This is a genomic window from Pseudoalteromonas sp. A41-2, assembly GCF_015767615.1.
Taxonomy (GTDB): Bacteria; Pseudomonadota; Gammaproteobacteria; order Enterobacterales; family Alteromonadaceae; genus Pseudoalteromonas; species Pseudoalteromonas lipolytica.
In genome coordinates this window covers 233,896-249,849 of sequence record NZ_CP065231.1, presented here as the reverse complement: position 1 = coordinate 249,849, position 15,954 = coordinate 233,896, and the positions used below count along the sequence as shown (strand labels likewise).

15 protein-coding genes and 1 riboswitch are annotated in these 15,954 nt (G+C 43.0%); of the genes, 8 read left to right on the top strand and 7 right to left on the bottom strand.

The features are described 5' to 3' along the window. Positions 1-306: 306 nt before the first annotated feature. The 3 genes from IT970_RS01210 to IT970_RS01200 all read right to left on the bottom strand — a co-directional run bounded on the left by IT970_RS01210 (position 307) and on the right by IT970_RS01200 (position 3,964). Positions 307-1,377: an OmpA family protein gene (locus IT970_RS01210; protein WP_075594171.1), complete on the bottom strand. Its 1,071-nt coding sequence runs from the start codon at positions 1,375-1,377 to the stop codon at positions 307-309. Between the two features lie 470 nt (positions 1,378-1,847). Further along, complete coding sequence (locus IT970_RS01205; RefSeq protein WP_118843925.1) at positions 1,848-3,260, bottom strand: protein adenylyltransferase SelO; 1,413 nt, start codon at positions 3,258-3,260, stop codon at positions 1,848-1,850. Positions 3,261-3,268: 8 nt separating this feature from the next. Next, entirely contained in the window at positions 3,269-3,964 is a 696-nt protein-coding gene (locus tag IT970_RS01200) for a DNA-3-methyladenine glycosylase I (protein ID WP_074989659.1), read from the bottom strand. A 182-nt stretch (positions 3,965-4,146) separates the two neighbouring features. Next, positions 4,147-4,342, top strand: a riboswitch (Lysine riboswitch). Positions 4,343-4,479: 137 nt separating this feature from the next. Between IT970_RS01200 and dapA the strand changes: the two genes are divergently transcribed. The 5 genes from dapA (at position 4,480) to IT970_RS01175 (ending at position 9,771) form a co-directional block, all read left to right on the top strand. Beyond that, positions 4,480-5,364, top strand: a complete 885-nt coding sequence (gene dapA / locus IT970_RS01195) for a 4-hydroxy-tetrahydrodipicolinate synthase (protein ID WP_074989658.1) — start codon at positions 4,480-4,482, stop codon at positions 5,362-5,364. Positions 5,365-5,378: 14 nt separating this feature from the next. Further along, positions 5,379-6,119 (top strand): 2,3,4,5-tetrahydropyridine-2,6-dicarboxylate N-succinyltransferase, encoded by a 741-nt coding sequence (locus IT970_RS01190; RefSeq protein ID WP_036974123.1) that lies wholly within the window; start codon positions 5,379-5,381, stop codon positions 6,117-6,119. Then, positions 6,119-7,324: a PLP-dependent decarboxylase gene (locus IT970_RS01185; RefSeq protein ID WP_196857549.1), complete on the top strand. Its 1,206-nt coding sequence runs from the start codon at positions 6,119-6,121 to the stop codon at positions 7,322-7,324. The genes IT970_RS01190 and IT970_RS01185 overlap by 1 nt, the downstream gene beginning before the upstream one ends. 5 nt (positions 7,325-7,329) lie before the next feature. After that, entirely contained in the window at positions 7,330-8,448 is a 1,119-nt protein-coding gene (locus tag IT970_RS01180; RefSeq protein WP_074989656.1) for a succinylglutamate desuccinylase/aspartoacylase family protein, read from the top strand. A 285-nt stretch (positions 8,449-8,733) separates the two neighbouring features. Then, positions 8,734-9,771, top strand: coding sequence for a phospholipase A (locus IT970_RS01175; protein WP_074989655.1), 1,038 nt, complete (start codon positions 8,734-8,736; stop codon positions 9,769-9,771). Positions 9,772-9,835: 64 nt separating this feature from the next. Here IT970_RS01175 and IT970_RS01170 read toward each other — a convergent pair whose 3' ends face one another. Further along, complete coding sequence (locus tag IT970_RS01170; RefSeq protein WP_036974132.1) at positions 9,836-10,729, bottom strand: bifunctional GNAT family N-acetyltransferase/hotdog fold thioesterase; 894 nt, start codon at positions 10,727-10,729, stop codon at positions 9,836-9,838. Between the two features lie 229 nt (positions 10,730-10,958). Here IT970_RS01170 and IT970_RS01165 point away from each other — a divergent pair, with 229 nt between their 5' ends. After that, positions 10,959-11,648, top strand: coding sequence for a spermidine synthase (locus IT970_RS01165; protein WP_196857548.1), 690 nt, complete (start codon positions 10,959-10,961; stop codon positions 11,646-11,648). Here IT970_RS01165 and dtd read toward each other — a convergent pair whose 3' ends face one another. From dtd to IT970_RS01150, 3 genes are read right to left on the bottom strand one after another with little or no spacing between them, the layout of a single operon-like run. Beyond that, positions 11,649-12,086: a D-aminoacyl-tRNA deacylase gene (gene dtd / locus IT970_RS01160; RefSeq protein WP_036974137.1), complete on the bottom strand. Its 438-nt coding sequence runs from the start codon at positions 12,084-12,086 to the stop codon at positions 11,649-11,651. It abuts the gene before it with no gap. Next, positions 12,074-13,027: an alpha/beta fold hydrolase gene (locus tag IT970_RS01155; protein ID WP_196857547.1), complete on the bottom strand. Its 954-nt coding sequence runs from the start codon at positions 13,025-13,027 to the stop codon at positions 12,074-12,076. The genes dtd and IT970_RS01155 overlap by 13 nt, the downstream gene beginning before the upstream one ends. A 25-nt stretch (positions 13,028-13,052) precedes the next feature. After that, positions 13,053-13,925 carry a virulence factor BrkB family protein gene (locus tag IT970_RS01150; protein ID WP_036974141.1) on the bottom strand — a complete coding sequence of 291 codons (873 nt, stop codon included), beginning with the start codon at positions 13,923-13,925 and terminating at the stop codon, positions 13,053-13,055. An 86-nt stretch (positions 13,926-14,011) separates the two neighbouring features. Here IT970_RS01150 and IT970_RS01145 point away from each other — a divergent pair, with 86 nt between their 5' ends. Beyond that, on the top strand, positions 14,012-14,668 hold the full coding sequence (locus IT970_RS01145) for a DUF2959 domain-containing protein (protein ID WP_036974143.1): 657 nt from the start codon (positions 14,012-14,014) through the stop codon (positions 14,666-14,668). Positions 14,669-14,849: 181 nt separating this feature from the next. Beyond that, a complete protein-coding gene (locus IT970_RS01140; RefSeq protein ID WP_196857546.1) occupies positions 14,850-15,938 on the top strand; it encodes an MBL fold metallo-hydrolase in 1,089 nt (362 codons plus the stop codon). Positions 15,939-15,954: the final 16 nt, after the last annotated feature.

The following is a 15,954-nucleotide window of genomic DNA, read 5'->3' as shown; positions in this document are numbered from 1 at the left end:
TTTATTAAGCGCATTATTTAAAGGCAAGAAAATCTCGATAATAACAAGACAAAATTTTGTCTTTTAGCTGCTTTTAGCAATTGCTTTTGCATCGCTCTACCAGCTCAATCAATGCAGTCGTAAATCAGACATTTTTAACGCAGCTAGCGACAAATTTAGCACCTCACAATAGTTAAGCGTTATTGTGAACTGGGGTAGGTATTTTTGCAGATTGGCTTAACGACTTATCCTTATGAGCACACTATTTTAACCATAAAAAACCCAGCACTTGGCTGGGTTTTTAAAATTAGTCGCAAAGGTTAATTATTAACGCTCTACTTTTACACGCTCAATAACGCTTACGTGTGCTTCTACACGACGGTTTTCAGCATGTGCTTCAGCTGTATTAGCTGGGTTTTTAAGGCGCTCTTCACCTAAACCAACAGTCGTTAGACGCTCTGCATCGATACCATCTTCAATAAGTTTCTTAGCAACGGCATCAGCACGTTTCTTAGATAACCACTTGTTGTAGTCAGCTTTACCTACAGATGAAGTGTGACCTTCAAGTAGTACTTTAGTGCCTGGGTGCTCTTTTAAGAAAGCAGCAGCTTTAGCGATGTCATCTAAGTACTGTTGAGACACTTTAGATGTGTTGTTAGGGAACGTGATTAGTAAGCTCTTCGTTACTTCACGGTCTTCGTATAATGTACAACCCGTGCCGTCAACTGCATCAGTCATCGGTGTGTTAGCACATTGGTCGTCAGCATCAGGGATGTTATCACCATCGCTGTCTACAGGCTCAACAGCAACAGGAACAACTGTTGGAGCTGGCTCAACTGGCTCAGCTGAAGATTCTTGAGCACCAAAAATGTAGCTTAAGCCTAATTTAGCGCCTACATCTGTATAACCACGGTCAAGACCTTGGTATAGAGACGTTTCAGCGTTAAATGCGAAATTGTCAGTGAAGTAATGTTGGTAACCAGCACCTAGGTTAGCGAACATTAGGTCTTCGTCAACTGCATCAAGGTTTTTCAAACCGAAGATACCGTAGAATGGGCCACCACCGAAGTGATATAAACCATCGATACCGTAACGCTTACCGCTTTCTGAACCGCTCATAGTCGTGCCGTCGTTCAGAGCTACGCTGTAATCAAAATCCATATCAGCATACTCAAGACGAGCGCTCCAGTAATCGCTGAAGCGATAACCTAGCTCTAAACCCCAACCTGTAGAGTCATCAACATCTAGGCCACCTGGCGCGAAATCGCGAACATTTTCCCAAGACGCATCATAGTAGTCGCCAAATGCACCGATATAAAAACCTTGTTTTTCGGCTGCGAAGCTTGATGCACTAGTTGCAGCTAATGCTAAAGCAATAGTAAGTGATTTTAATTTCATTGTTTCCTTCCCATTTTCACAATTAAAATTGTAGCTAAGTCATCCCAGCTCAATCAGTTTAAACAGAGTAGTCGACTAATAGTTAATCAAAACTTAACACACTCGGTACAGAACAAATATCTTGCCGAGTAATTTCAGTCAATTACCCATAATAATAGGTTATCTAAATAACTTTGCATAACAATGCCTTTAGATCGCTTTGTTAAAATCAGACAAAAGCTGCTTTTTCCGCCTAATTTACTGACCTCAAAACCGATTAAAGTCCATTCCCAATTACACTATTATATTGGTTATTTTTAAATCAACAAGTTGAAAGCAACTTTATTTGTAAATATTCGTTAAAAAGCAAAACTTTAGTGCTATTTTATTGATATAAATCATATCACTGGCAGCTACCTTGCTCAATCGGCGAACACTTAGATTTTAAAAAATGAGCATTTACAGCTGCAATATATTGTTCAACATCGCCCTTAAGTACCACAAAAAGTCTGGTAATGACTATCCCCATCATGAGGGGGCTGGTACCACGCTGCTAATCGCTCTTCATAGCTATACGGGTTTTCTAAGACTTTCAACAACTCACCTATCGATGAACTCGTGCCCGTTTGCTCATATTCAGTCAAGATCATTTCAATATTATGATTACGTGGAATGACTGCAGGATTAACAGCGCGCATCACTCCGTAACTTTCACCCGAAGTTCTTAACCGCCATTTACAAAGCCATTCTTTTAAACTACCCGGGAGCGGGAAATCTGTTCGTAATGACTCTGTCAGCGCATTAAATGTGTTCGTGTAATCAAGTTTATGTTGTTTCATCAAAGTGAGTAACTCTGAAACTAATGCTTGATCGCCTGCCTGCTCGCCATCTAAACCTAACTTTAGTCGCCACATGGTATCAAATGCCGTGTTAAACTTAGCAGCAAAGCCATTTATAATCGCTGATAATTCACTGAGCGCACGTTCCTCATCTTTAAAAAGCGGTAATAAGCTTTCTGCAAGACGCGCGCAATTCCAATTTGCAATAGTTGGTTGATTACCAAAAGCATAACGTCCTTGGTGGTCAATAGAGCTAAAAACTGTTTCTAAATCAAACTGATTCATCATTGCACACGGGCCATAATCAATGGTTTCACCACTAATTAATGTGTTATCTGTGTTCATCACACCATGAATAAACCCAATTCGCATCCAGCCCACAACAAGCTCAATCTGCTTATCGATTACCGCCGCTAAAAAGTCTGTAATACGCTGCTCACCTTCACTTTTAATATCAGGAAAATGACAACTAATTGCGTATTCAACTAACTTTTCAAGTCCTTCAATATCACCCTGAGTTGCTAAATATTGAAATGAACCAACACGGATATGGCTATTCGCGACACGCGTTACAACGGCACCGGGTCGTGGGGGTTGTCGGTAAACAGTTTCTCCAGTCGTTACAACAGCAAGGCAACGGGTAGTTGCAATATCTAAGGCCGCCAAGGCTTCACTCATGATATATTCACGTATGGCAGGGCCTAGTGCACAACGACCATCTCCCCCACGCGAAAAAACCGTTGCACCTGCACCTTTTAATTGCAAATCCCATAATGCGCCATGTTTATCTTCAATGGCACCAAGCAAGTGCGCACGACCATCCCCCAAACGCGGCGAAAAATGACCGAATTGATGACCCGAATAGCCAAGCGCCACAGGCTTTACAGCGTTATCTACCTCTGAGCCACTTAAACGTTTTGCTAAAAACTCAGGGTCAGTGCTAATGTCAAACTCGCGGGCTAAATTAGCATTAAATAGCAATAAGTTCGGGTCAGAAACCGCTGTTGGGGTGTCTTCAATTGCTAACAGATCACTAATGTCTGTATATCGGGTGTGCAGTTTCATATTATTCCTTAGGGTGTTGCAATGCCTACTCGGTTATCACCCACTCCATAAGCAACTAATTGACTCAGTGCTTGCAGGCTATAACCACTTTGCTGCTGTAGTTCATTGAAAAAGTTCTGCGCCGCTTGCTGTGATTTTTTGGTCTGCAATCCCCCATCAATGAGCTGATGAGCACGAAGATAACTTTCCACATCTCGCGAGAGCAAAAAGGTATCTTTTCCCATCGCGCGCAACGCATAAGGGCCGGTGTTCCCGCCTAAGCGTGCGCCATGCTTCTTCAAGTAAGCCCATAAACCAATAATGTTGTCGCTGGGCCACTGTGCAATAAATTGGCTAAAGCTTGCATTTTTTTCAGCGACTTCATGGATCATGTAAGCATTTTCAGGAATTGTTTGCACTTTTTTGAAATTGCGAATAATTCGCTCATCCATCGCTTTTTGTTCGAGCATATCAGGTGGCATCATCAATAGTTTTTCGACGCTAAAGTCCCAAAATACTTCACGAAACCCCGCCCATTTATTATTGATTACAGACCAATAGAATCCACTTTGAAATACCTTACGAGTGAACTCCTCCAACCATAAATCATCCGCTATGTTAGCAATATCAGCATCATCGAGCGGGTTTGATAACAGTGCATGCAGCATTTCTTCACTGCCTTTTCTTTTAACGGCTCGTTGATAAATGTCGGTAAACTTTTCCATCATTCTTCCAATTCGTCTGCTTCGTTCTAAGTGTACGTAAAAACGAAGTTATACGTAACCCGATTGCTTAATTGGTCAATAAAAAACAAATCCACCGCCTTGACACCTAGAAGGCTAAAATGCTTTAATCAGCGCCAATACCCTATTTCATTATGTTGGCTTTAACGTTAAAGCGAGCATAAAGGGCTGGAAGAGGTGCGTTATTCAGGTAGCGTATGGGAAGAGCACAGACTCTGTTGATCATACGTGAGGGGAAATTAACGCCGAGAAGTAACACCGTTTGTGAGGTGCTTATTTCGGGCGACTGGGCTGAATCCCAGCGACTGTCACCAACAATAGCAATGCTATTGATAAGTTTGGTGGAGAGCTTCTGGTCTTAGTATAATAAGGCCGTCGCGTCTTTATTATTTTAAGCCCATTCGCTCTTCGAATTATACCTTGTTCGAATGACGACATGCGGCTCCATTCAATTGTTTCCGTACTGACTCTTCGAATACCTTATAAGTTCGTGAGAGATGATCAACAATTTTGATTTAAACGACTATCCATTATGGACAGCGCTAATCACGCCATTTTCTGAATCTGGCGAGGTAGACTACATCGCCCTTGAACAGCTTGTGGCTGAACAACAAGCTGCCAACAATGGTATTTTATTGCTGGGCAGTACCGGTGAAGGGCTTGCTCTTTCACTCAAAGAACAACAAGCCATTGTTGAGCACGTATGCCAGCTAACCCCTAGCGTACCGCTTATGGTTGCCGTTGGTGGTATGAACCTTAAGCAACAAGTTGCGTGGGTCGAGTACTGCAATCAACTGCCTATTCATGGCTACTTGTTAGGTTCACCACTGTATGCAAAGCCTGGCGTTATTGGCCAAACTCATTGGTTTGAAAGCTTACTAAATGCGAGTAAACACCCATGTATGCTATACAACGTACCTGGACGCAGTGCTGTTGAGATTTCACCTACCGTCATTAAAAACCTCGCCGATCATAAAAACCTGTGGGCACTTAAAGAAGCCAGTGGTGACATCGGCAAATTTGAAGGCTTTAGAACGGCCTCACCTAAGCTCGCCATTTTTAGTGGTGACGATGCACTGATGCCATATTTTGCGCAAGCGGGTGCTAAAGGCTTAGTGTCAGTGGCGGCGAATGCATGGCCAAGTCAAACTCATGAGTTTGTTAAACGAAGTTTAAGTGGTCAACATCCCAATTTATTCACCGATTGGTCTAGCGCAATTCAAAGCTTATTTGCTGTCGCAAACCCAATTCCCGTAAAAGTACTGATGCACCTGCAAGGTAGAATAAACACCCCGCAATTACGTCCACCGCTGACTCATTTAGAGCTTGAGCATACAGACAGCATCACCCACGCAAACAACACAATTTTATCTTGGAACTAAAAACAGGTTTTATCATGAGCTGGTTAGCATTATTAAATAACTTAGAATCGGGCACAGTACGTGCCGCAACACAAGACGAGAATGGCAACTGGCATGCCAATATTGAAGTAAAACAAGGCATTTTAGAGGCCTTTAAAAATGGCACAAACACGGAGTTTCCTGGTGGATTTGTTGATAAACACAATTTAGCCCCTCAAGGCTTTGCCGCAGATGCAGGTGTGCGTATGGTCCCTGGCGGTAGCAGTGTTCGCCGAGGTGCGCACGTTGCTAAGGGCACGATCATTATGCCACCCGCATATGTAAACATCGGAGCATTTATTGATGAAGGGACTATGGTCGATAGCCACGCTTTAGTAGGGTCATGTGCACAAGTGGGTAAAAATGTTCATCTGAGCGCAGCGGTTCAGTTAGGTGGCGTACTTGAACCAATTGGTGCCAGTCCTGTGGTTATTGAAGATGATGCATTTATCGGCGCAGGTTGTGTGATTGTAGAGGGCGTTGTCGTTAAAAAAGGCGCAGTGCTTGCACCGGGAGTCCGCTTGTCTGCGACCATTCCAGTCTATGATTGCGTGAACGAACGCCAATTAGAAAAAGGCGAACCAATCCCTGAGTACGCTATTGTGATCCCAGGTTCTCGCCCTGCTTCCAATGCATGGGCTCGCGAGCAAGGCCTCAGCATGTCATGTGCGCTCATCGTAAAATACCGTGACGAACAAAGTGACGCGTCATTGTTATTAGAAGAGGTTTTACGTTAATGAGCTTTTTGAGCACGCCCATCAAGCAAGCAGTTGAACAAGTTTCAGCGCACCTTGATACGCCATTTTTTATCTATGACCTTGATAAATTAACGACACATTTAAAACAACTCACTGCCCAAACCGATGTGAAACTGTGGTATGCCGTTAAGGCTAATCCCCTGTCTCGCATTATTCAGTGTTTAGACAGTGCGGGGTTTAATTTTGATGTGGCGAGTAAAGGTGAACTTGAGCAAGTACTTGCTCAAGGCATCAATAGCGAGCGCGTGCTCAACACAGGGCCAGCAAAGAGCCCTGCACAAATTAGTCATTTTATTGCGCGAGGTGTGCGTATTTTCGTCGCCGAGAGCATTAACCAAGTCCGTTGGCTAAACGAGCAAGCCACAAAAGCTAACTGCCAACTGCAAGTATTATTGCGTGTACAACTTCGCTGGCCAGACAGCGAAAAGAACCCGCTTGGTGGCGATAGCCTCACTCCTTTTGGCCTTGGTTGTGAAGAGTGGCACGCGCTTAATGTCAATGACTACCCAGCACTTAAGGTTGATGGTTTGCATATTTTTCAGTGGGGCAACATGCTCAGCACTGACAAACTGGCAGCGCTTTGGCGCGCTATGATCCAGCCATTACAGCAACTAGCACGTGCATTACGGATTGAACTTAACATACTCGATTTAGGGGGCGGCTTAGGCATCCCTTATACTCAAGATGCCAACCGATTAGACTGGTCAGCACTTATCGAGACCCTTGCCAGCATTAAAGCTCAAGCCGGTGTAGCGGAACTTTGGATGGAATTAGGCCGTTATGCCGTAGGTGAATGTGGTCATTACGCAACACCTGTGGTTGAGCGAAAAGAAAACTATGGCCAACAGCAAGTGATTTTATCGGGCGGGATTAATCACCTGCTTCGTCCTGCGGTCACAAACCAAGACTTCCCAGTTACAGTATTGCGTGAATCACAGGCTTCACTGACAACAATGACACTCTATGGTCCACTTTGTACCGCGCTTGATTGTTTAGGTGAACATACATTAGCGAATGACGTAGATGAACATGACTGGCTCATATTCAGTCAATGTGGTGCTTATGGTTTCACAGAGAGTATGCCGTACTTTTTATGCCATGAACTTGCTGCCGAATACGTCATTGAGCAAGGCAACATTGAATGTATCCGCAGCGCTGAAGATGCCAGCTATTATTTAAGGTAATCACCATGAGTAAAGATTTAATTAGCCAAGAAAACATTGTCGTCGGCGAAATTGCGAATGGCTTACCATTGACCATCCCAGTCTATCGCTTAAAAGGCGATGGAAGTGGCCCAAGCGTTTACATTCAGGCCAACATGCATGGTGCAGAAGTACAAGGTAATGCCGTTATTTACCAGCTACTTGAACAATTAAAAACGCTTAAACTGCGCGGTGATATCACACTTGTCCCTTATGCAAATCCGATTGGCTGCAACCAAAAGTCGGGGGAATTTACATTAGGTCGTTTTGATCCCATCACAGGGACCAACTGGAACCGTATGTATCGCTTTAACAACGCGTTACCTGCCCAGATTGCAGAGCAGCATGCATCAAGCAATGAAGACACGATCAGAAGTGCTCTTAAAGACGCGTTAGTCGCAGATATCAATGCACAACTAAACGGCCCAGATTACAGCTTAACAACGGGTAAACGTATCGCGCTCAACTTACAAAAGTTGGCACATCAAGCCGACATCGTATTAGACCTTCACACAGGCCCAATCTCAAGCCAGCACCTATATTGTCCAGAGTATGCCAAAAACAGCGCACAATACTTCAATATTGAACATGTATTGCTCATACCTAATGACTTTGGGGGTGCGATGGATGAAGCAAGCTTTTGCCCGTGGTGGTCTTTATCTGAAGAGCTTACTAAATACGGACGCGAACTTTCAGTACAGGTCGAGGCTTTTACTGTTGAGCTTGGCAGCCAAGAAAAAATTGATTTGAGTGCCGCCCTTGAAGATGCACACAGTATTTTAAGCTACTTGACTCATAAAGGTGTATTTGTTGATGCAGCGTATCAGCCTAAAGCGATGACTCGTTACGGTTGTATGCTCGATGACTACATTGCTTACTACGCCCCGATGGGCGGTATGGTCGAGTACTTAGCACCGTTAGGCGGTCATATCAAAGCAGGTGAGCCGATAGCCCATATTTTACGTATGGAGCGCTACTTATGTGAACAACCACTGCAAACACTCAGTTTTGATAAAGACGCGATTGCAATATTGCATTTCGCATCAGCGAGCGTAAACCAAGGTACTGAGCTTTATAAGTTCTTTACCAATGTCTTTGAGCTGTGATTAAACCCAGAGCTCATTCCTTCTCATTGCGTGAGAGTCAACGGCCAACAGGATTCTATCCAAAGGCCGTTATATTAGAGCCCCAAGCCTAGCTTGGGGCTCTCTATTTACAATAGCGTTTAACAAGTCCTCGCCTCTGTCAATTCCACCTTACCTAAACCGTGTTTAAACTCGCCGATTAAGCGGTAGAGATAACATTTGTCCACAATTCAGTACAAGTTCACGGCGAGTTATGTAAAAATCACTATACTGATCACACTTCTACATCTATTTAAAGGAATCGCAATGGGATGGCGTATTTGGCTAGTTGCCGCGAGTTTATTTTCCGTACCTGTTTTAGCCCAAACCGAAGAGCAAAATACGAATGAGCAAGATGATGCGCTCGAATTAGTTAAGCAATGTATATTAAATGAAGCGATTGGCGGAGATGGTCAGCAAACTCTCGAACAGCTGCGCAAGAAATGCTCCGATCTAGACGAAAGCAAAAAGCTGACCGCTCTGGATAAGCGTAAAGCGCGTGAAGAAGTGAGTAAAAAGAACCGCAATGTAATCACCCCCCATAAACGTAATTACATTTTACCACTTTCTTATGTGTCTGATCCGAATGTTCGCCCGTTTGATGGTTTAAAAGAGTTGGCTGATGACGCCGATGGCGAGCCACTTGATAACCTAGAAGTTAAATATCAATTATCAATAAAAGTGCCTATTTTTGAGGGCTTTTCTGATAAAGACCAAGGCGTATTTTTTGCTTTTACCATGCAATCATTTTGGCAGTTTTATAACAAAGATATTTCATCACCCTTTCGCGAGACCAACTACGAGCCTGAAATATTCTGGATAAACTACCTTGATCCTGAGCATGTACTTTGGGGTGATGAAATGGCGATAGCCATTGGTGCATCGCATCAGTCTAATGGCCGCAGCCAGCCAAACTCACGTTCATGGAATCGCATATACGCTGACTTTTTATGGGAAAAAAACGGCTTTGTATTTAGCTTTAAACCTTGGTACCGCATTCCTGAAGACAAAAAAGATAACGAGTTAAAAGCTCGCGGCGATGATAACCCCGATATCTACAAATACATGGGCTACTTTGAATTCTCTGGGGCGTATCGCTACAACGAACATGAATTTAGCTTTATGTCGCGTAATAACTTAAATTCTGATAATCGCGGTGCAATCCAACTTGATTGGTCTTTCCCGCTGTGGGGACGGTTACGTGGTTACGCACAATATTTCAACGGTTATGGTGAGAGCCTAATTGACTACAATGCCGATATAGAGCGTTTTGGTGTGGGTATTCTTTTAACAGACTTACTGTAAGCAACGCATTATGAGCCTTTAACAGCGAGCAACTTAGCGCCCGCTGTTAAAGGCTAAAACTATGCTATTTTTTTACGATAAAGTGCCCTTCAAACTCAGCAACTAACACATCGCCATCGTACACATTCACTGGGACATGGTAACTTGCTTTACCATTTGATTCTAAATCAGCTAACTTCCCTTTGCAGCCTTGCAACTCAACACGGCCTCGGGGATCGTTATTGAGAGGTTTTAGGTATTTAATGTTCGCATCAGCTAACACAATATTTCCCTCAAGACCGGCTTCTTTTAATGCAAGATAGGTTGCTCCCCACCCTGTTAATGTCGCTAAACTGTATATGGAACCGGCAAACATCGTGTTATGTAAGTTTAAATTGGCATCTAAATCAGCACGGGTCGTAAACTGCCAGTCAGTATAACTTTCAACTTTAATACCCATTGCATCACTGATTGGAATTGATTCACGCCACGTATTTTGTAGCACTTGTGTCCAATTAGGGTGACGGAACCAGCCTGGCTCAGACGGCTTTTGTTTCACCATTTTCCAATGCTGTACATCATTGTAAGCCAAATGTGCTTTTTCTTTAACTTCATAACCGTGGCGTTTATAGAAGTCGAGCGCCCGTTCACGCGCAAACAAGACTAATTCATCGGCATCTTGTGTCCATGCTATTTTTTCGAGTTCATGCAACAAACGACTACCAATATGCTGATTACGATTACCCTCAGCCACAGCCATATAACGCACTTGTGCTTGTTGATGATTATTGAAGTGCAGACGCGCTACCCCCAATACCTCGCCATCATTATTTTTGATAAAGCGGTGCTCTGCGTCTTGCTCTAAGTCATCTTGCTCAGATCCACGCGGCTCGCCCCAAGGTGCTCTTAAAACTTGCCAACGCAATGAATAATACGCTTGCCAATCTTCGCTACTTTGTGGGGTGGTCACTTTAAACATAAATACTCCTGTGATAGTTAAGCCACTGTCTGTTGTTATTTTAACGTGGCCTGACGAATGCAAATTACGATACGCGATCTTCACTCAAGTTGGAATAATACTTTGGTGACCCAACCTAAATTATTATTTAAGGCTGTAAAAACTACTGCACAATTGGCACTTTAAGTGTGCTGGTCTATGCTGAAATAATTGTATTATTTTTGTAATTCAACCGCTAAAGGCCCGAAATATGGAACATTTTTTAGAACCCAGTGGCGCAGTGAAACACAGTTTTATTGAGGAATGCCACCGACTCGGGCAGCTTATCTACTGGCATAAACAAGGTAATGACTGTATTCAAGTAAGGCAACTAAATCAGCTACGTTGGTTATTAATTAATGAAACCTTGCAATCTGTTATTGAAAAACGCCGGCCAGCTCGATTATTTTTCCCACATTTACAATACCTTGCAAAACATTGGCAAGAACTCGAAGCACCTAAAAAAGTGCTGGAACTTGGCTTAGGGGGTGGTGCAATTCGTAATTATCTACAACACACTTACCCTCAAAGCCAACTCACTTCGGTAGACAAAAACCCTGATATTATTCATTGCTATAAACGCTATTTTGGCGGAAACCATGCCAATAACCTGCGCTGTTTTGATGCCCAACAGGTGTTAGAACAAGGCAATGAATACAATTGGATTATCTTAGATTTATTTAGTGAGGTAGAAGCGCCACTGTTTTTATACAAACACGCATTTTACGCAAAACTTCGGGCTGCAATGGCTAAAAATGGCCACTTGTTTATTAATTTTTTATCGAATCATCCATCACAATTAAAACAACTTGAGCATTTACTGATCACCGAATTTGGTAAACGCCCAAGTATTGAAAAAATACCCAACTACGTTAATCATATCGTTATGATCAGAAAGTAATCACACAGATAAGTTAAAAGTAACGGGCCCATCATTACATAAGCTTACCTGCATATCAGCAGCAAACTGCCCTGTGGCAACTCGTAAATCGACCGCTTTGGCTTTTTCTACAAAATATTCGTACAACGCATTGGCTTGCGCTGGGGTAGCTGCACTTGAAAAGCTTGGCCGCATCCCCTTTTTGGTATCAGCAGCCAACGTAAACTGCGACACAACTAATAGCTCACCTTGGATGTCTTGCAAGCTTAAATTCATTTTTCCTTGCTGATCAGTAAAAATACGGTAATTACTCACCTTGTGCAAAAGCTTTTCTGCCGATTGCTCCGTGTCATGTTTTTCAACCCCTAATAACAACAGAATACCTTTTGATATTTCACCAACAACTTCCCCATCTACCTCAACTTTAGCCTGGGTTACTCTTTGAATTAAGCCTTGCATTGATCCCTCGATAACTTGATATACATTAAATCTGCGGCACGTCGCATGGCCGCCAAATATACCTGATTATCATTGCTGTGCCCAACCCCATCTAAAATAAGTAATTGCGCATTAAGCTGCTCTGCTAACTGTTGTACCGCACTGTACCTGCACACTAAATCAGCACGGCCATGAATAAACCAAATAGGTAAATGAGCAAGTTCTTTGCAGTTTTCTGCTATAAATTTTTCTTCGATAAAGCAATGATGTCGAAAATAATGCACCATGAGCGTAGCTTGGTTTAGGCCAACATGAGGTTCATGTAAACTCCAGTTTATTAATGGTTCACCATGACAAAGTACCTGCTCCCATTGACACCAACGCTTAGCATACTTACTGGCCTTGATTTGATCATCACAGGTTAACTGCGCATGGTAAAAATCAAGTAATTCATGCCAGTTAGAATACTGATGAGCAAACGCTTTAAAACATTCGGGATAAAAGTGAGCACCAGCTCCACGCGTCGTGTAAAGCCACTCAAAGTCACTGTCACAGGCTAAAAAGCTGGCACGCAAGATGAGTCCTGCCACGTGTTCACGGTGATGAATCGCGTACACTAAGGCAAGCGTCGCCCCCCACGATTCGCCACACACAAGCCATTTGTTAATACCTAATTGGGAACGCAAAAACTCCAGATCGGCGACTAAGTCCAAGGTGGTATTTGCCTTAGTTGCGTGCGGCGTTGAGTGACCACAGCCGCGTTGGCTAAACATGATCACCCGATAACGTGCGGGATCGAAAAATCGGCAATTTTCAGGCCGAAGACCCGCCCCCGGCCCCCCATGACATAACACAACCACCATGCCTTGAGGATCACCGTATTCTTGAACATGTATTTGATGCCCATCACCCACGCTTAAGTGATAGTCACGACTTGCATTGTACTGTGGATATAACTGCACCTCGCTCTCCTTAGGTGCAGTGTATTTAAATGTCTATATCAGGAGTGTCTTCTATTTTCTCAGGGCTGATACAGACCGTAAATTCTGCACCGAGTAATACGACAATCCACGACAAATAAACCCATACAAATAAAATAGGAATTGTCGCAAGGGCCCCATAAATCACTTCATAAGATGGGAAATGGCTGATATACAGCGCAAAGCCTTTTTTTGTCAGCTCAAATAACATAGCTGCAAACAGCGCCCCTGGAATTGCCGCTCTAAATGGAACTCGTGTGTTAGGAACTAAAGTATAGAGCATAATAAAGCCCACCATGGAAATAATGTAAGGTAAAAGCTTTAACAAAAATCCACTGAAGCCAGGTATCCCCTGATCGGCAAACGACACCAAAGAAACAATATAAGACGTCACACCAATACTTGCTCCTAACAAGACCGGCCCCAAACTTAATACCATCCAATACACTGCAAATGAGATCATCATCGGGCGTTTTTTCTTAATTCGCCAAATGCGATTCAGGGTGGCATCAACATTGCGGATCAATAAAAGCGACACCGCAGCCAAAAAGCCAACCCCCACGGCGGTCATTTTATTCGCATTCCCCGCAAACGCACTGATATGCTCTTTAATGACATCAGAGGAAGTGGGCACAAGATTAGTGAACAAAAAGTTTTCAATGGTAATGAGAGTGCTTTCAAAGCCAGGAAATGCAGAGAATATCGCGACCCCCACAGCCACTAACGGTACAATGGATAATAAGGTGACATAAGCAAGGTAACCCGCATTAACCGTGATCTGATCATCAATACAGCGGGTCAAATACTGCATCCACCAACCCGGTTGCTGCTTTAAGAAAATACTTATTTGCAACTTATAACGACTGAGTTTCTCATCCATAGAACCAACTTTCTGCTAAAATGTTTTGATAATCATAGCAATCCACCACATAATTTGAAACGACAGGCATCTAAAAAGGGAACTCAATGAAAAAACTGACACTTTTAAGCGCACCACTCTTTGCAGTTACTATGGCATTATCAGGCTGTCAGTCAGCTTATTACTCAGCCATGGAATCAGTCGGAGTGCATAAACGCGATATTTTAGTAGACCGTGTTGAAGAAACGAAAGAATCACAGCAAGAGTCGCAAGAAGAGTTTCAATCTGCACTAGACAGGTTAACGACCTTAATTAACTTTGATGGCGGTGAACTCGAAGAAGCTTATACTCAACTTAATAATGATTATGAATCGAGCCTTGCGGCAGCGAACGATGTCACCAGTAATATCAACAAAGTTGAAGATGTAGCCGAAGCACTTTTTGAAGAGTGGGCTGACGAACTAGAACAGTACAAAAGCGCTTCTCTCAAGCGTGAAAGCAGCAAAAAGCTTAATTCAACGAAGCGCCAGTTTGACCAATTGCTTCGTTCAATGCGCAGCGCCGAAAGTAAAATGGAACCCGTCCTGTCGTCATTGCATGACAATGTTTTATATCTAAAACATAACTTGAATGCTCAAGCTGTGACAGCAATAAAAGGTGAATTCACTAATTTAAAACGCGATATCAAAATCTTAATGGACGATATGAACAAGTCGATTGAAGATTCAAATAAATTCATTGAACAAATGAATAAAGCGGGCTAAAAATTTGAGTAAACACAGTGAGCAGTTAGATGCTCTCGGCACCGACATTTTTTAAATAAATTAAATCACTAAGCCTACAATATCGTAGGCTTTTTTATTGTTACGTCTTGTTACCTTTCGATGATTTACCCGGTATGTTAATTTGCTACACTGTGCGCAAAGTTTAAAAGTTAGTCACCTTATGCAGAACCACCTTAAAGTTATAATTGCTGCGGCGCTACTCAGTGCCTGCAGTAGTCCAAACACAGTTAATGTTATAGCAGGGCAAGAGTCTGTTATACCTTTGCACAATGAAGGTGAGCGAGCTGGTCGCTATCACAACCTGTATCCCGGTGATAAACACTACCCAACAACCTGTACTGATGATTGCTATCCCGAGACTGAGTTACTTCAATGTAATGACACTCCTTCACACTGTTTATATCAAGGTCAGCAGAATCCAGCGTCGATTAACACCGGTTTTACTGTACGTTGGCTTGGGCATGCCAGCTTTATGATTGAGACACCTAACGGCGAGCACCTGCTATTTGACCCCGTCAAAGAGCAGTTTGATTCACCGGTCGATTTAGCCTTTAAGCTGGCTGGCGGCATGTATCGCAACCCCGGATTTTGGCCCACAAAAAATGAGCTAAATCAGATTGATGCTGTCATGTATTCACACATCCACTTCGACCACTTCAATAAAGCCGACATCGAAGAAATTGGCAATCAGCCTCGCTATTTAGTGCCCCTAGGCGTCGCTGATAACTTTCCAACAGGTGGTTTTAATATTAGTGAGATGGCGTGGTATGCCAGCACCCCAATTAATGATTTAACAATACATGCTGTGCCAGCGCACCATTTTAGCAGTCGTGTGTTAGTGCCATTTATCTACGAAGATAACAACAAAGATTTATGGAATGGTTGGTTACTTGAGCAAAATGGGAACACACTATTTTTTGCAGGGGATACCGGCTACTCACAGCATTTTAGCGATATTAAGCAAAAGTATGGTGAAATAGATGTGTGCTTAATGCCAATCGCATCTTACTATCACGAAGAAAATGGTAAATGGTATCGCTATGTGCATACCACACCCGAAGATGCCTTGAATGCAGCACGTGAATTAAGTTGTAAAGTAATGATCCCATGGGGTTATGGTAATGCAAGTTGGCAAATGGGCGACCATTCAAGTCACTCAGCATTACTGCGTTTACTACACATGTCTCATAGCATGAATAAACCTGTTCCCCTGTATATTTTAAATGAAGGTGAGCAGGTTCATTTATAACATTCCAAAATGGGGG